Source organism: Streptomyces sp. S465 (assembly GCF_026898115.1).
Taxonomy (GTDB): domain Bacteria; phylum Actinomycetota; class Actinomycetes; order Streptomycetales; family Streptomycetaceae; genus Streptomyces; species Streptomyces luomodiensis.
On the sequence record NZ_CP114036.1, the window covers coordinates 4,389,311 to 4,404,825 of the forward strand.

The 15,515-nt window shown below is 70.7% G+C and carries 12 protein-coding genes; 3 read left to right on the plus strand and 9 right to left on the minus strand.

Annotated features, from left to right (window positions below; translation table 11 throughout):
• Positions 1–20: 20 nt before the first annotated feature.
• From N6H00_RS18395 to N6H00_RS18405, 3 genes are read right to left on the minus strand one after another with little or no spacing between them, the layout of a single operon-like run.
• Positions 21–1,283, minus strand: coding sequence for a cytochrome P450 (locus N6H00_RS18395; RefSeq protein ID WP_268972847.1), 1,263 nt, complete (start codon positions 1,281–1,283; stop codon positions 21–23).
• Positions 1,284–1,290: 7 nt separating this feature from the next.
• Positions 1,291–2,256, minus strand: a complete 966-nt coding sequence (locus N6H00_RS18400) for a TauD/TfdA family dioxygenase (RefSeq protein WP_268972849.1) — start codon at positions 2,254–2,256, stop codon at positions 1,291–1,293.
• Entirely contained in the window at positions 2,256–6,335 is a 4,080-nt protein-coding gene (locus tag N6H00_RS18405; RefSeq protein ID WP_268972850.1) for a PA14 domain-containing protein, read from the minus strand. The genes N6H00_RS18400 and N6H00_RS18405 overlap by 1 nt, the downstream gene beginning before the upstream one ends.
• 176 nt (positions 6,336–6,511) lie before the next feature.
• On the opposite strand from N6H00_RS18405, the gene N6H00_RS18410 reads away from it, so the two are divergent.
• Positions 6,512–7,162: a response regulator gene (locus tag N6H00_RS18410; RefSeq protein ID WP_268972851.1), complete on the plus strand. Its 651-nt coding sequence runs from the start codon at positions 6,512–6,514 to the stop codon at positions 7,160–7,162.
• A 169-nt stretch (positions 7,163–7,331) separates the two neighbouring features.
• On the opposite strand, the gene N6H00_RS18415 is transcribed toward N6H00_RS18410, so the two are convergent.
• From N6H00_RS18415 to N6H00_RS18425, 3 genes are all read right to left on the minus strand, one after another.
• Positions 7,332–7,589, minus strand: a complete 258-nt coding sequence (locus tag N6H00_RS18415; RefSeq protein WP_014061570.1) for a LysR family transcriptional regulator — start codon at positions 7,587–7,589, stop codon at positions 7,332–7,334.
• A gap of 268 nt (positions 7,590–7,857) precedes the next feature.
• Positions 7,858–10,407, minus strand: a complete 2,550-nt coding sequence (locus N6H00_RS18420) for an ABC transporter permease (RefSeq protein ID WP_268972852.1) — start codon at positions 10,405–10,407, stop codon at positions 7,858–7,860.
• Positions 10,407–11,171 carry an ABC transporter ATP-binding protein gene (locus N6H00_RS18425; protein ID WP_268972853.1) on the minus strand — a complete coding sequence of 255 codons (765 nt, stop codon included), beginning with the start codon at positions 11,169–11,171 and terminating at the stop codon, positions 10,407–10,409. Before N6H00_RS18425 ends, N6H00_RS18420 begins: the two co-directional genes overlap by 1 nt.
• A 221-nt stretch (positions 11,172–11,392) precedes the next feature.
• On the opposite strand from N6H00_RS18425, the gene N6H00_RS18430 reads away from it, so the two are divergent.
• Together N6H00_RS18430 and N6H00_RS18435 are read left to right on the plus strand one after the other, a co-directional pair.
• Complete coding sequence (locus tag N6H00_RS18430) at positions 11,393–12,610, plus strand: cytochrome P450 family protein (protein WP_268972854.1); 1,218 nt, start codon at positions 11,393–11,395, stop codon at positions 12,608–12,610.
• 80 nt (positions 12,611–12,690) lie between these two features.
• On the plus strand, positions 12,691–13,035 hold the full coding sequence (locus tag N6H00_RS18435) for a hypothetical protein (protein ID WP_268972855.1): 345 nt from the start codon (positions 12,691–12,693) through the stop codon (positions 13,033–13,035).
• Between the two features lie 90 nt (positions 13,036–13,125).
• Here the strand turns inward: N6H00_RS18435 and N6H00_RS18440 are convergent, their stop codons facing one another.
• From N6H00_RS18440 to N6H00_RS18450, 3 genes are all read right to left on the minus strand, one after another.
• Positions 13,126–13,491: an MmcQ/YjbR family DNA-binding protein gene (locus N6H00_RS18440; RefSeq protein WP_268972856.1), complete on the minus strand. Its 366-nt coding sequence runs from the start codon at positions 13,489–13,491 to the stop codon at positions 13,126–13,128.
• An 89-nt stretch (positions 13,492–13,580) separates the two neighbouring features.
• The gene (locus N6H00_RS18445) at positions 13,581–14,792 is read right to left on the minus strand and encodes a PP2C family protein-serine/threonine phosphatase (protein ID WP_268972857.1); all 1,212 of its coding nucleotides are present in this window, start codon (positions 14,790–14,792) and stop codon (positions 13,581–13,583) included.
• Between the two features lie 178 nt (positions 14,793–14,970).
• Entirely contained in the window at positions 14,971–15,447 is a 477-nt protein-coding gene (locus N6H00_RS18450) for an ArsI/CadI family heavy metal resistance metalloenzyme (protein WP_268972858.1), read from the minus strand.
• Positions 15,448–15,515: the final 68 nt, after the last annotated feature.

A 15,515-nucleotide genomic window follows, 5' to 3' on the forward strand; every position in this document is an offset into this window, starting at 1 on the left:
GCCGTGCTCGTAGCGCCTGGTCAGGCCGTACGAGACCGGGCCAGTCCGGCCTGGTCCGGGGTCAGCGACACCGGCAGGCTGCTGTAGCCGTGCAGAAAGTTGGAGTGGATCGGCCGGCCGGGACCGGTCAGCTCCGCCTCCGTCACCATGGTCCGCAGCGCGGTGAGCATCGCATGGATTTCCGCCCGGCCCAGATAGGCGCCGAGGCAGAAGTGCGGCCCGTATCCGAACGACACATGCTTGTTCGGTGTGCGGCCCAGGTCGAATACGTCGGGCTCGGCGAACACCGCGTCGTCGTAATTGGCGGCGGTGTTCCACATCGTGACGATGTCACCGGCCTTGATGCGCGTGCCGCCGATCTCGGTGTCCACCACGGCCCGCCGCCCGAAGTGCATGGCGGGGGTGACCCAGCGCAGCACCTCCTCGACAGCGCTCTCCACCGTGACGTCCCCGGCGCGCAGCCGCTTCCACTGCACCGGATGCTCGATCAGCTCCCGCATCCCGCAGATCATCGACAGCCGGCTGGTCTCGTCGCCGCCGAGGATCAGGCTGTAGCAGTTGAAGACGATCTCCTCCTCGGTGAGCGGCTCACCGTCGATCGTCGCCGTGGCCAGCGCGCTGACCACGTCCTCGGTCGGCTCCGCGCGCCGGTCCTCGGCCAGGTCGGCGAAGTACAGCAGCAGTTCGTTGCGCGCGATCAGGGACTCCTCGACGCTCTGCCCGGCCTCCTCGGCGCTGAGCGCCTGCTTGGTCAGGGTGAGCAGATAGCCCCGGTCGGACTCCGGCACACCGAGCAGATCGGCGATGGTGGCCATCGGGATGTGCTCCGCCACGTCCTGCGCGAAATCGCACGCCCCGCGCTCGACGGCGGTGCGCACCAGCCGTTCGGTGCGCCGCCGCACCCCCTCCACCACCGGCTCCAGCACCCGTGGCGCGAACGCCTTGAGCAGCAGATTGCGGATCTCCCGGTGGCGTACGCCGTCGGTGACCGCCAGCATCTTGCCGCTCGCGGAGTCGCCGCCCCGCAACAGCGTGGTGAGGACGTTGCCCTTCTCGGAGGTGAAGGTGCGGTTGTCCCGGTACACCGCCATCACGTCCCGGTAGCGGGAGAGCACCCAGAAGCCGGGCATCAGCCCCTCGGTCGGGTGCCAGTGCACCGGGCTCTGCTCCCGGAACCGCCGCCACATCGGCGGCAGTTCCTGCTCCAGGAACGTCTGCGGATCGGTGAGGTCCAGCTGGTCGAGGTCGATCGCGCCGGGATCGGCCGTCGGCTGACTCGCCATGCCGCGCCTACCCCTCACGCTGGGTCATCGACACCAGCACCTTGCGGTCCCCGGTGAACGGGCGCCGGCCGTGCGTGGTGAGCAGGTTGTCGATCATCAGCAGATCGCCGTCGTCCCACCGCTCCGCCAGGGTCGTGGCCTCGTACGCGGCCTGGATCGTGGCCAGTTCCTCCGGGGCGATCGGGGTGCCGTCGCCGAAGTAGGCGTTGCGCGGCAGCCCGTCCTCGCCGCAGATTTCCAGCAGCCCCTCGCGCACCGCCTCCGGCAGCGCGTGCACATGGAACAGATGGGCCTGGTTGAACCACACCCTGCGGCCGGTGATCGGGTGCTCCACCACCGCGGGGCGGCGCTGCCGGGTGCGCAGCACATCGCCGTCCCACGCCGCCTCGATGTCGTGCTCCGCGCAGTACCGGTCGACGTAGGCCTTGTCGTCGGTCTGGAACCCCTCCTGCCAGGACAGTCCCATCCCGGTGCGGTAGGTGCGGGTGTAGAGCACCCCGTGCTCCTCGAACCGCGCCACCAGGTCCTCGGGCAGCCGGTCCAGGACCGCCCCGCTGTCGGCCACCGGGGTCTCGCCGCCGGTGGCCGCCGCCTTGGCGCAGTACAGGTAGAGGTTGTGCGGCCAGTTGCTGGAGTACGCGCTCTCGTTGTGCTGCGGGATCGACTGGTCGGCCGGGTACTCGGTCGAGGTGTAGACGTTGCCCTTGACCCGGCTGCGCGGTGTGGAGCGCTCGTTGTACTCCAGCGTCTTTCCGCCGATCAGCGCCGCGAGGCCGGCGAGTTCGTCCTGCTCCCCCAGACCCAGGTTCTTCACCATGACCGCCGCGTGGTCGAGCATCGCCGAGCGCAGCCCGTCCAGGTTGGCCGCGACCCAGCCCGGACCGTCACCGCCGTGGTCGGGGGTCACCCGCACCAGGTGGGTGCCGTTGTGCTCGAGCAGGTCGACATCGGCGTCCGCGAAATACTTCTCCATCATTCCTTCTCCCCATCCAGGCTGAACCCGTCGATGCTGACGTGGTTGACCGGGTCGCCGGCCGCGTACTCGTAGGCGTTCAGGAAGGGCCCGTCGGAGACCGGCTGGGTGAAGCGGCCGAGCGGGTTGTTCAGCAGCCGGGTGTCCAGCACCGTGGAGAACAGCGCCCCGGCGTGCTCGGAGCCGCGCTGGTACTGGCCCAGCCAGCCGTAGTCGAAGTCACCGGGCAGGTTGTCCGGGACGTGGTCGGGGTCCACGGTGCCGTCCGCGGTGAGCGGCTCACCGTACGGGCCGTACTGGTACAGATCGCCGACCTGCTTCCCGTCGTCACCCGCGACGGCGAAGACATCGCCGCGGACGGTCGGGTAGCTCCAGGTGGAGCGGCCCTCGGAGGAGGCCGCCTTGGCGTAGACCACACCGCCCGGCAGCGACACCACCCGGCTCAGCACCCGCTTGTCCTCATCCAGCACGAAGTCGATGTCCGGGTCGGTGTGCGAGGTGTGGCCGTAGCGCTGGGTCGAGCCGTCCGCGCCGGTGGCCGCGCGCTCGATCAGGTGGTCGGCGATGTCGGAGGTGTACCGGACGTCGGCCGCGTCCTTGCCGGTGATGCCCGACCCCAGGTAGCGCTCGCCCGCGTCGTGGCGCTGCTCCACCGTGGCGCCGTCCTGCCGGTAGCCGGTCATATGGCCGTTCGCGGCGTAGGTCACGTCCGTCACCGGGTGGGCGCCGGTGGTGGCCAGCAGCCGGTCGGCGGCGTCGTAGCAGTAGCCGGTCTCGGTGGTGCCGTCGGCCGTGCGGTCCGTCAGCCGCAGCCGGTCGCCGTTCCGCCCCGCGCCGTCCTGGGTGCCCTCGGGGCAGTCCTTCGGCGCGTCGGCGAAGTCATAGCTGTAGTGGTGCCCGGTCACCCAGGCGTCGACCAGCCGGCCCGACGCGTCGTAGCGGTAGTTCGGCTCGCCCTCGCGGGCGTCCTTGCCCGCGGTGGACTCGTCCGTCACCACGCCCGACCGGGCCCGGGTCACCGTGGACGACAGCGAGCGGCCGTCGGCCGGCTTCCAGTCCTTGCCCGTGATCCGGCCCGCGGCGTCCCGGGCCACCTTCAGCGACGAGCCGTTGGCATAGGTCACCCGCTCGACCTCGCCGCCCGCGTCCAGCGAGACGGTGGCGAGCGTCTTCCCGTCCAGCGCGACGGCGGTCTTACGGCCCGCGTCGTCGTAGCGCACCGTCTTCACCTGCGCCGCGTCCGCGTCACCGGCGGGGGTCGAGGTCTCCCGCACCGCCCGCCCGGCCCGGTCGTAGACCGTCTCGGTGCGGATGCCCTGGGCGTCGGTGAACCGGACGGTACGGCCGAGCAGGTCCACGGTGTAGAGCAGCTCGTCGCCGGGCTCCGACGCCTTGGTGGTCAGCGGATCACCGCCGTAGGCGGTGTCGTAGGTGATGGTGCGCGCCGGGGCCCAGTCGTTCCCGGGCACGTGCATGGCGCGGATCTGGCCGCGGTCGCCGTAGTCCACGCAGGTCCACTCGGTCCCGCCGAAGGTCACCGCGACCGGCAGCCCCCGCTCGTCGTAAACGAACTTCTCCACCCGGGAGGAGCCGGTCGCCGACGCCGCCGAGGTGATGGACTTCGGCAGGCCGGCCTGCGGCAGCGGATCGTCCTCGTCGGTGCAGGGGTTGTCGGCCTTCTCCGTCGCGCCGTAGTACGCGTAGCTCTGCTTGGCGCCGCTCGGCATGACCTTGGCGGTGGGCCGGAACATCTCGTCGTACTCGTAGCCGGTCGTGAGCTTCCATCCGGTCGGGTCGGTGACCGACGCGACCGGCACCCCCAGCTCGTTGAGCCGCCTCTCGACCGTCACGTCCGGCACCCCGTCGGAGCCCGCCGTGACGGTCGTGACGCTGGTGTCGCCGTACGCCGTCGTCGTGGCCGGGACCTTCGCGCACCCCGAGGGGGCCGGGCTCACCAGGCGGCCGTCGTCGGCGAAACACGTCCGGGGGCCGGGGCCGAAGGTGCCGACCGGGCGGCCCGCCTCGTCGTAGACCGTGGTGGTCAGCCGGCCGGCGGCGTCGAGGGTGGACGCGGGCTGCTCCGCCGCCGTCCACTCGGTGCGCACGGTGCGCCCGGTCGCGTCGGTGTCGGAGCTGACGCGCCCGGCGGAGTCGTAGGCGACGGTGCGGGTGCCCTTCAGGCCCGCCACGTCGATCGTGGTGGAGCCCGAGGCGTAGCCGTAGCGCCGCTCGGGGCGGGCGGTCCGGCCCTCGGTGAAGCCGGTGGGCTCGGGACCGGCCAGCCGGGTGGCCCGGGTGTCGGAGTTTCCGTAGCCGACCTGGTAGTTGGCGGTGGCGTGGTCGCGCCGGTCCGGGTCGACCGCGATCCAGTCCATCACCAGCGGGGTGCGGACGGCGGTGAGCCGGTGGTCGGCGGAGTAGCCGAAGTCGGTGGTCTCCTCACCCGGATTGACGATCCGGGCGAGCTTCCCGGCGGAGTAGTACAGCTGGGTCGTCCCCGCGCCGGGCACCTTGACCGCGCATACGAACCCCTCGGGGGCGTCGTCGTCCTCGCAGGTGGAGTCGCCCGCGTAGGAGAACGTCAGGCCCTCGTCCGCGGCCTCCTCGGCCGCCTTGAGCTCCGCGGCGTCGGAGTCGGCGTCGGTGTCCTCGGCGCCCTTGGCCCCGGCGGCGGCCTTGGCCAGGGCGGCGGGGCTCTGGGCGGCGCCCGCCGCCGAGCCGGTGCCCGTGCCCGTGCCGGTACCCGCGCCCGTGCCCGATCCGGTGGTGTCAGCGCCCTGCGGGCTCAGCGGGTCGGCCGCGTGCGTACCGGCCGCGCCGTCCGCCGCCGCGACGCCCTCCCCGGTGCCCTCCTTGACCGCGCTCACGCCGTCCGGGCCGGTCGCGGCGGGGGTCACGCTCCAGCCGGGCGGCAGCACGGACCCGGCGGGCGCGAGCCAGGACGAGGGCACCGGAAGGCTGCCCTTGCCCGTGCGCTGCGCCCACAGCGCCACCTGCCCGCCGTCGGCGGGACGCTGGTACTCGATCCGCACCGCGTAGGCGTGGCCGGCCTTGAGCTGCCGCGTCGTGCCGAAGCGGGGCGTGGCGCCGCCCTTCTCGCCCGTCCAGTCGTCCACGACCAGCGTGCCGTCCAGCCAGATCCGCACCCCGCCCTGGTAGACGCCGCCCAGGCGGTAGCCGCCCGAGTCCGGCACGCGCAGCTGACCGGTCCAGCGCACCCGGAACCGGTCGCCGGCCTCGGCGCCCTCCCACGGGGCCTGCCCGTCCCAGCGGAAGGACGGCTGGGTGTCGGTCCGTACGACCGCCGGCTTCTCGGTGCCGCCGATGCCCTTCTCGGACGTCCCGGTGAAGTACGAGCCGGTGAGGCCCACTTCGGCCGTGGCCAGCGAGTTGTAGGTGAAGGTCGCCGCCTGGGTGCCCGTCGCCGTACTCGTCTGCGGGGTGGCCACGGACGTGGTCGCGTTGCCGTTGGCGAGGTTCACCGACACCGGGCCGAGCGTGTCCGTGGGCACCGGGCCGTCGGCGGACTGCGCGCCCAGCCGCAGATTCACGGTGAGGGACCTGGCCGTGGCGTCCGCGGTCACCTTTCCGGACGCCCGGTTCCGCGCCCGTACGGTCCACTGGTACTGACCGCCGTCCTTGAGCAGCCCGTCCGGCACCGTCCAGCGCGGGGTGCGCAGCCAGCCGGAGGAGACGACCTGCCCGCCCCGCGGACTGTCACCGGTGCCGATGACGAACTCGTACTCGGCGTTGCCCGCGATCCGCGCGGCGGTCAGCACCGGGCTCCGGTCGGCCAGCGTCGAACCGTCGGCCGGGGAGGCCGGTTTCGGCGCCGCGGCCGTCCCGCGCTTGCCGGCGGACTCCGCGATGCCGTCGAAGGTCCCCGCGGGCCAGGCGGGCCGGACCGCGTTCCCGGCCTTGGCGGACAGCATGGCCACGTCGGATGGGCTGCCGTGGGCGGCGCGGCTGAGCCGGTCCGGTGTCGCCGAGGCCGTGCTCCCGCTCGCGAGCAAGGCCATGGAGACGGTCACGGACGTCGCACACGCCGCCGCCACTGTGAGTGTTCTGGTGCGAGCCATGCTCAGTCACCACTCCAACCTGAAAACGCACCGCGCTACGCCGCACGGCGTCGAGAGGGGGTCTGGCCGAATGCTGTCAACCGCTCCACTCGCCCCAAAGCCCTTAGTGAATCTTTCGATACGGGCCCCGGGAGGATCTCGTGCGGCCGGGTGCCGTTACGGCTACGGTGTGTGCCGTGACCACGCGCATCCTGCTGGCCGACGACCAGGACACCGTCCGCATCGGCTTCCGGCTGATTCTCGACTCCCAACCGGACATGGAGGTCGTGGGCGAGGCCGCCGACGGCCTGGAGGCCGTCGAACTGGCCCGTAAGTTACGCCCCGATGTGGTGCTGGCCGACATCCGGATGCCCCGGATGAACGGACTCGAGGTCACCCGCTTGCTCGCCGGGCCGGGCGCCGAGGACCCGGTCAAGGTCATCGTGGTGACCACCTTCGACCTCGACGAGTATGTGCACAGCGCCCTGCGCAACGGGGCCTGCGGCTTTCTCCTCAAGCGCTCCGGGCCGACCCTGCTGGTGGAGGCGATCCGGGCGGCCATGGCCGGAGACGCCATGATCAGCCCCTCGGTGACGGTCCGGCTGCTGCGCCACATCCAGGAGCCCGAGCGGCCCCGGGTCAAGCAGCCCCTCGAGGCGCTGACCGAACGCGAAGTGGAGATCGCCAAGTTGGTCGCCCAGGGCATGACCAACGCGGAGATCGCCGGCGAGCTGTTCATCTCGGCCGGGACGGTCAAGACCCATATCGCCAACGTCCAGCGGAAGTTGGACGTCCGCAACCGGGTCGGCATAGCGGCCTGGGTGTGGGACAGCGAACGCGTCGACTGACCCGCACAGCGGCCACCGCGGGCCACTCCCGCATCAGTTGTACCGTCTGCACCTTCCTGCCATCCGCCGCCCGGCCGCCGCGCCGGGAGGCGGGCACGGCAGCACAAGGGCCCGCCTCCCGGTGCGGTGGCAGGGAGACGGGCCCGTGGAAGTGGCGGGACGGTGGGTGTCAGGCGGCCGCGCAGACGCCCTTCATACTGTCGATGAGGGCCAGTACCGCACGGGCCGAGGGCAGGATCATCCGCCCTTCGCGAGTGAGCTGGGCACCCGTGGAGTCACGGGTGAAAAGCTTGGTGCCCAGCATTTGTTCCAGGCATTTGATCTGATAGCTGATGGCCGGCTGCGAATAACCGAGTGCCTTCGCCGCCTGATCCATACGTCCTATCTCCGCTATAGAGACGAAGGCGCGGAACTCCCGCTCGTGCATTTTTCCCCCTGTCCGATTCGGCTGCCTTCTGGGCTGCCGAGAACCGGTTACACAACACCGGTCATCCGATCCGTCGAGACCATATCAACGTACCTAATCTCGGAAGGCAACAGCCGGTGCAGGAAGCTGCAATGCGACCCGCGTCTCGTTCGGCAGGGAAGCCCCACGGTGCCTCGCCGGGGGAATATGCGAGGCACCGTGGGAGCCTTTTCGGGGTTCCCGCGGCACTTTCCGGGCGCGGTCCACCCCATCCGTCATGTCCTGGGCCTCACTCCTGTGTGACGGCCCGGAGGACATTCAACCGGGCACCGCGCCGGGCCGGGCCGAGCGAGGCCAGCGCCCCGACGATCGCCGCACCCACCAGATAGACCGCCATCAGCGACCAGGGCAGGGACAGGGTGTTGACGCCCTGGGACCGCATCGAGTGGGCCACCGCGAGCCCGAGCCCGGCCCCGACCACCACCCCGAGCACCGCGCCGAAGAGCGAGATCACCACCGACTCGGTCATGATCATGCGGATCGTCTGGCCGCGTCCCAGCCCGATGGCCCGCAGCGCGCCCAGCTCCTTGGTCCGCTCCATCACCGACAGGGCCAGGGTGTTGACGATGCCCAGGACCGCGATGATCATCGCGACCGCGAGCAGTGCCTGCACCACGTTGAGCATCATGTCGAAGCCGTCGTTGAACTTCTTCGCGATCGCGTCCTTGGACTGCACCGTCACCTCGGGGCTGTCCCGCAGCGCCTTCTCGATCCCCGGCTGGACCGAGGCCACCGAGGCGTCCGGGGCCAGCTGGAAGTACGCCTGCGACGGCTGCGCGTAGCGGAAGCCCTCGGTCGCGTCGGCCCATGGGATCACCACGCTGTTGGCGAGCGCCATGTCCTCGAAGGTGCCGGCCAGCCGGTAGGTGTGCGGCTCCCCGCGCTGGAGCTGGACGGTGACCTTGTCGCCCACCGCCAGATCGCGGTCCTTCGCGGTGGCCTTGTTCATCAGCACCGTACCGGGGGCCAGTTCATCCACCGACCCGGCCTCGGCCCGCAGGCTGAGCATGCCGCGCGCCGCCTCCCAGTCCTCCCAGGAGGACACCGACTGAGTGCTCTTGCCGACCTTCGCGGTGTCGAACGAGGCAGCGGCGACCGCCGCCACCCCGTCCAGGCCACGCGCCTGGCGCAGCGCCGCCGGGTCGATGGAGGCCGACATGCTGTCGCCGGAGTCGCCCATCGCCACCAGCTGGGCCTTCAGCTTGTCCGAGATCTCGTTGTTGACGCTGTCCTTCGCCGAGGCGGCCACCGTACTGAGCGTGGTGACCAGCGCCACGCCGATCATCAGCGCCGAGGCCGTGATCGCGGTACGGCGCGGATTGCGCGCCGAGTTGCGGCGCCCCAGCTGGCCGGGGAGCGAGCGGGAGAACAGCCCGCCCAGCAGCCATACGGCGGGCCGGCTGAACAGCGGGGTGAGCAGCGTGACCCCGATGAAGGCGAGCAGCACCCCGGGCAGCACGGCCGACATCGCCGCGTCGCCCGATCCGACGAGCCCCGTCATCAGCAGCCCGGCACCCAGCACCAGCAGCACCGAACCGGTCCAGGTCTGCTTGCGGTGCCTGCGGTCCGGCGCGACCGCCGAACGGATGACGGCGATGGGCGCGACCTTCGCGGCCCGCAGCGCCGGGAACAGCGCGGCCAGCATCGTCACCCCCACACCGACCACCAGCGACACGATGACCGCGCTGGCGGGCACGCCGAGATCGGCGACCTCCAGCCCCTCCATGGTGTCCGCCAGCAAGGAGGCGCCCAGCGCTCCCAGGCCGACCCCGAGGCCCAGCCCGATGACCGCCGCGACCAGCCCGATCACCAGCGACTCCAGCAGCACCGAGCCGATCATCTGACGGCGGCTGGCGCCCAGCGCCCGCAGCAGTGCCAGCTCACGCATCCGCTGGGCGATGATGATGGAGAAGGTGTTGATGATCAGGAAGACCCCCACCAGCACCGCCACCGCCGCGAAGCCCAGCAGCACCTGGGTGACCAGGTCGAGGACCTCCCGCGAGCGGTCGGCCGACGCCTTCGACAGCTCCTCACCGGTGCGCACCTCGAAACCGGACCCGAGCTCCTTCTTCAGCGCCGCCTGGACGGTGGCGCTCTTCGCGCCCGAGGCCAGGTCCACGGTGACGGCCGAGTACTGGCCGTTGTCGCCCAGCATCAGCTCCCGCGCCACCGGTTCGGTGAACGCGACCGTCTGCTCGCCGCCGATGGAGTCCCGGTCACCGGAGTAGCCGAAGATCCCGGCCACGGTGAAGGTCCGCTTCGGCTGTCCGGTCAGCACGCCGATCGAGTCGCCGACCGAGAAGTGCCCCTTCTCGGCGAGCCCGGCGTTGATCGCCACCTCGTCCGGCTTGGCCGGCGCGTGGCCGTCGCGCAGGGCGAGCAGCGAGGTCTCGCCGGTCCACCCCTTGCCGTACCGCGGGCCGCCGGTGCTCGGCACCACCTTGCCGTCCTTGCCGAGCGCGCGGGCGCCCTCGACGCGGATGTCCCCGCGGGCCTTCCCGACGCCGGGGACGTCCGCCACCCGGCGCACGGTCGCCGCGTCCAGCCCGACCGGCGCGCTCGCCGCGTCCCCCACGCCCCCGCTGACCCGCGCCTTGGCGGCCACCTGGAGGTCGATGTCGTCGTACGCGCCCGCGAACTGGGCGTCGAACGAACGGTTCAGGGTGTCCTGGAGGACGAAGGCGCCCGCGACGAAGGTGACACCCAGCACCACCGCGAGGCCCGACAGCAGCAGCCGTACCTTCCGCGACAGCACGCTTTTGAGAGTCGCCTTGAACATCAGGCCACCTTCTCCACCGTGTCGATCTTCTTCATCATGTCGAGCACGGCGTCCGCGGTCGGCTCGGTGATCTCGCCGACCACATGGCCGTCGGCGAAGAACACCACCCGGTCCGCGTACGAAGCGGCGTTGGGGTCGTGCGTGACCATGACGATGGTCTGGCCCAGCGACCTGACCGAGTCGCGCAGGAACTTCAGCACCTCGGTGCCGGCCCGCGAGTCCAGATTGCCGGTCGGCTCATCAGCGAAGATCACCTCGGGCTGGGACACCAGCGCCCGTGCGCAGGCCACCCGCTGCTGCTGACCGCCCGACAGCTCCGAGGGACGGTGCCCGAGCCGCTCGCTCAGCCCCACCGTCTCGATCACCTTCGCCAGCCACTCCGGCGAGGGCTTGCGGCCCGCGATCGCCAGCGGCAGCAGGATGTTCTCCTCGGCGGTCAGCATCGGCAGCAGATTGAATTGCTGGAAGATAAATCCGATGCGGTCTCTGCGCAGGCTGGTCAGCTCCTTGTCGCTCATTCCATTGACCTTCATATCGGCCACATAGACATCGCCCTCACTGACCGTGTCGAGACCGGCCAGGCAATGCATGAGGGTCGACTTACCGGAACCCGAAGGCCCCATGATCGCCGTGAACTCACCACGACGCAGCTCCACGTCGACCCCACGCAGCGCGGCGACTTGCGCATCGCCGGTGCCATACACCTTGTGGACGTTCACCGCACGGGCGGCCAACTCCGTATCCGTCGAAATCGTCGCGCTCACGCGGCTCACTCTCCCTTTGCGGGGTCGGGCTTACGCTGACGAGCCGAGATTAAGACCGGACCCCGGGGCGCCACCTCTGCCGAATGGCAGAGATCCGGGCCGGGATTCGGGGACCGGCATCCCGGCCCGCTTCGAAGTCTTTGCATCGCACCTGTGGCATCGGGAGGGCCGACCTAGGGTCGTCCGGGACGTAAGGGCCCCGGATGGCTGAGGGAGACGGCATGGCCGCCACACGGACACTCTCCAAGTACTGGCTGCTCACCAACGAGTTCACCCAGAACCCGTATCCCGTTCTGGAGCATGTCCGCCAGGAGCGTCCGGTGTGCGAGGTCTCCCTGCCCGGCGGCAGCCGCGCCTGGGTGGTGACCCGGTACGACGACGCCAAGGCGGCCCTCGCCGACCCGCGGTTCAGCCGCGACATCCACGTCCACTACCGGCTGATGTCCGCCAAGTCGGGCCGCACCATGACCCCGCCCGTCGAAGAGGCCAACCACCTGGCCAACCTCGAACCGCCCCGCCACACCCCGCTGCGCAAGGCCATCAGCTTCGCCTTCACCCCGCGCCGCGCCGAAGCGCTGCGGCCGAAGGTGGTGGACATCGTCGACGACCTGCTCGACCAGCTGGCCGGCCGGCCCGCCCCGGACCTGATCGCCGGATACGCCGACCCGCTGCCCGTGATGACCATCGCCGAGCTGATGGGCGTGCCCGCCGAGGCGTGGCCGGACTTCCTGCGCTGGTCCCAGGCGCTGCGCGAGTACTCCCCGACCGACACCTCGGGCGTCCTGGACCGCAACATCCGGGATCTGTCGGCCTACATGTCCGCGCTGATCGCCCAGAAGGAGCGGGAGCCGGACGACGGCCTGCTCTCCTCCCTCATCCACGCCGGCCCCGAGCGCCGGCTCACCTCCACCGAGATCCTCTCCACCGGCTTCGCCCTGATGACGGGCGGCAACGAGACCACCGCCAGTCTCGTCGGCGGCGTCCTGGCCGCCCTCCTCACCCATCCGGCGGAACGCGCCCAGCTCCTCGCCGAACCGGGCCGCTGGGGCGCCGCGATGGACGAGCTGATCCGCTACGTCAACCCGATCAGCAACGCGCTCCAGCGCGTCACCACCGAGCCGGTGGAGATCGGCGGAGTCACCATTCCGGCGGATGAGGTCGTCATCATCTCGGTGCTGTCCGCCAACCGGGACCCCGACCAGTTCCCCGGCCACCCGGACGTACTCGACCTCACCCGCCCCAAGCCCGCCCACCTCAGCTTCGGCTTCGGCATCCACTACTGCTCCGGCGCCCATCTCGCCAAGATCATCACCGAGACCGCCGCCCGCCGCCTCTTCGAGCGCTTCCCCGAGGCCCGCCTCGCGGTCCCCCCATCCGACCTCCGCTACCAGCAGACCGGCCTGGTCCGCCCCCTGGCGGCCCTCCCGGTCCAGTGGTGACCCGTCCAGTGGTGACCCGTCCAGTGGTGACCCATCCAGTGGTCACCCGTCCACCCCTCGAAGGAGAAAGGCAAACAGACATGAAAAACACCGGAACGGCCTTACGCACCGCCGCCCTGTCCCTGGCCACGGCCACGAGCGCCCTGGGCCTCACCCTGGCCGCCCAGTCCCCGGCGGCTGCGGCGGACGACACCGTGCCGAGCTGCGTCAAGACAGCGACCACGCACGATCTGTTCGGTTACTTCGGTGCCTTCATCACCAACGACTGCACCACCGAACAGCGGGTGCTCCCCGTCTTCAAGATCGTATGGAGCACGGGCCCCCAGCCGCAGTGCCACGTCCTGCAACCGGGCGAGAAGGCCACCGAGTGGGTGAAGCCCACCGGCATCCTCGGTCAGGGCCTCGTCGGCCTGGTCCGCTGCTGAACCGCCTGCCCCATGCCCTCCCCGCGCGCCGCCCGGCCACCCCGGGCGGCGCGCCCTCGTTCAGCGGCGCTCCCGGTGCGCGGGCCCCGCTCAGGGCCGGTCGAGCCGGAGCCGCTCGGCCCGCGGCAGACCCGCGACCACCAGGTCGTAGGAGTCCTCGATCAGCTCCCGGACCAGCCGGTCCGGGAGCCCGCCGGCCACCGCCACCGTGTTCCAGTGGCGCTTGTTCATATGCCACCCCGGGACGATCAGCCCCGGATGCTCATCACGCAGCCGCACCGCGGCCTCCGGATCGCACTTCAGATTCACCGTGAGCGGACGCGCGTCCAGCGTGGTCAGGGCGAAGATCTTGCCGTTCACCTTGAAGGCCGAGACCTCCGGGGACCGGGAGAAGGGCCACTCCTCCACCGCCGAGTTGAACGAGAGGCAGAAGGACCTCAGCCGCTCGGGGGTCACTCCGCACGCTCCTCACGCTCGGCCGACATGGACGGCCCCACCGTAGCCCAGGGCTCCGACAGCCCGGTCTCGCTCCAAGGATGGGCGTCTCACGTCTGGGGGATGGACCGCACCCGAGGGAGCGGATGCCACTCCGAGAGGAGAATCGTCGCGTCGTCGTCGAGCCGGCCGCCATGGTGATCGAGGACCGTGTGGATCAGACGGCGCAGCGCCTCGGGGGCGGGATCGCCGGCGGCTATGGCACGGATGATGAGATCCGTGAAGCGTCCCTCGCCGAAGCGCTCCCCACTCGGCGAACGGGCCTCGGTGACCCCGTCGGAGTACAGCAGCACCCGGTCACCGGGCTCCATCTGGAAGCGGTGCACCTGGCGGGTCATGTCCGTGTCGATGCCGTCGAGGCCCAGCGGAGGCTCGGCGTCCCGCGTCAGCGCGTCGTGGAGCACCTCCTGACCGCGCAGCAGCATCGGTGGCGGATGGCCGCAGTTGACCCACTCCAGACCGCCGGTGCTGGTGTGCATGTTCGCCAGCACGGCGGTGACGTAGCGGTCGGGAAAGACCTCACGGACCGCTTGGTCGATGGTGACCGCGTTCTCGACGATGTCCGCGTCCCGGCGGCGGGCGGTGCGGCAGGCCGCGAGGGCCACCGACGTGGTGAGCCCGGCGGCCAGGTCGTGGCCCATGGAATCGAAGATGCCCAGGTGCAGCGTGTGGTCGGAGGTGGAGTGGTCGAAGGCGTCACCGCCCAGATCGTAGGCGGGCTCCACCACGGCGCTGGAGGTGAAGCGATCGGTCCCGATGGTCCGCGGTGCGAGAAACGCCCAGACCATCTCGGAGGGCAGCGCCATGGACTCCTGGCGCTGCCGCTTGGTGTAGGCGTCGCTGTGGGCGGTCTTGTCGACCACTATCAGCGCGATCAAGGCCACCAGCGCGCGGCAGGCCTCCATGGTGATGGCATCGAAGGCCGGGGCCTGGATGGCGACGACGCCCAACCGCTCCACCCCATCGACCAGCGGCAGCCACAGGACCATCCCGCTCCCCGTGGCCTCCTCGGTGATACGGGGCGAGACCGACCGGTACGCCCAACCGGCCAGCGTCCCGTCGATCGGCACGGTACGCGGCGCCTCGACCCGGGCGTCCGGCACCGACACCAGCACCTTCTGCTGGAGGTCGGCGAGGTAGATGGTCAGATGGCTGATCTGCAACGACTCGTACTCGCGCCGCAGCACCTCGGGCAGGTCGGCGGGTGCGACGGACGGATACCTCCGCAACAGGCGAAGCACTGCCTGAGCCCGCTCGGGCATGGCCCTCACCAGCTTCCCGCAAGAGCTCTCCCCTCCCGTCCACGCTACTCCCGCTCGCCACGCACGCCCCGACGAGCCAAGAGAGGCGCGGCCGGGATCGCCGGGGACGTCGGCAAACTGTGATCGCGCGACCGGCCGCCGGGCCCGGACTGGCAGCCGTCCGGGGCTCGTTCGCATATCAGCTTCCGCACCCGCAGCCCATGGCGGCCTTGGGGGTCTCCGTGGAGGCGGGCCCGCTGGCACGGCATGCGCCGGCGGTGTCGAGTGCCGCGCTCTTGCCCATCTGGTCTACGTCGCCCTTGACGACGTAGACCTCCCAGGGCTCCTTGCCGGGGCCGTGCACCCAGACCTTGTCCTGGAGGGCGTAGCAGCAGGAGGTGTCGTTCTCCTCGAAGGTGGCGAGCCCTGCCTCTTTGAGCCGGTCAGTGGCGGCCTCGACCTGGTCGGTGGAGTCGACCTCGACACCGAGGTGATCCAGCCGGGTCTCCTGCCCCGCCTCGCCTTCGATCAGGACGAGCTTCAGTGGCGGCTCGGTGATCGCGAAGTTGGCGTAGCCGGGGCGGCGCTTGGCCGGCTCGACGCCGAAGAGCTTGGCGTAGAACGCCACCGAAGCCTCGAGGTCGGGCACGTTCAAAGCGAGCTGCACACGAGACATAAAGGCCCCATCTGGTTGCATCGATGTTCATCAATACAAGATTGCAACCTGGATCGAGAAACGTCAAT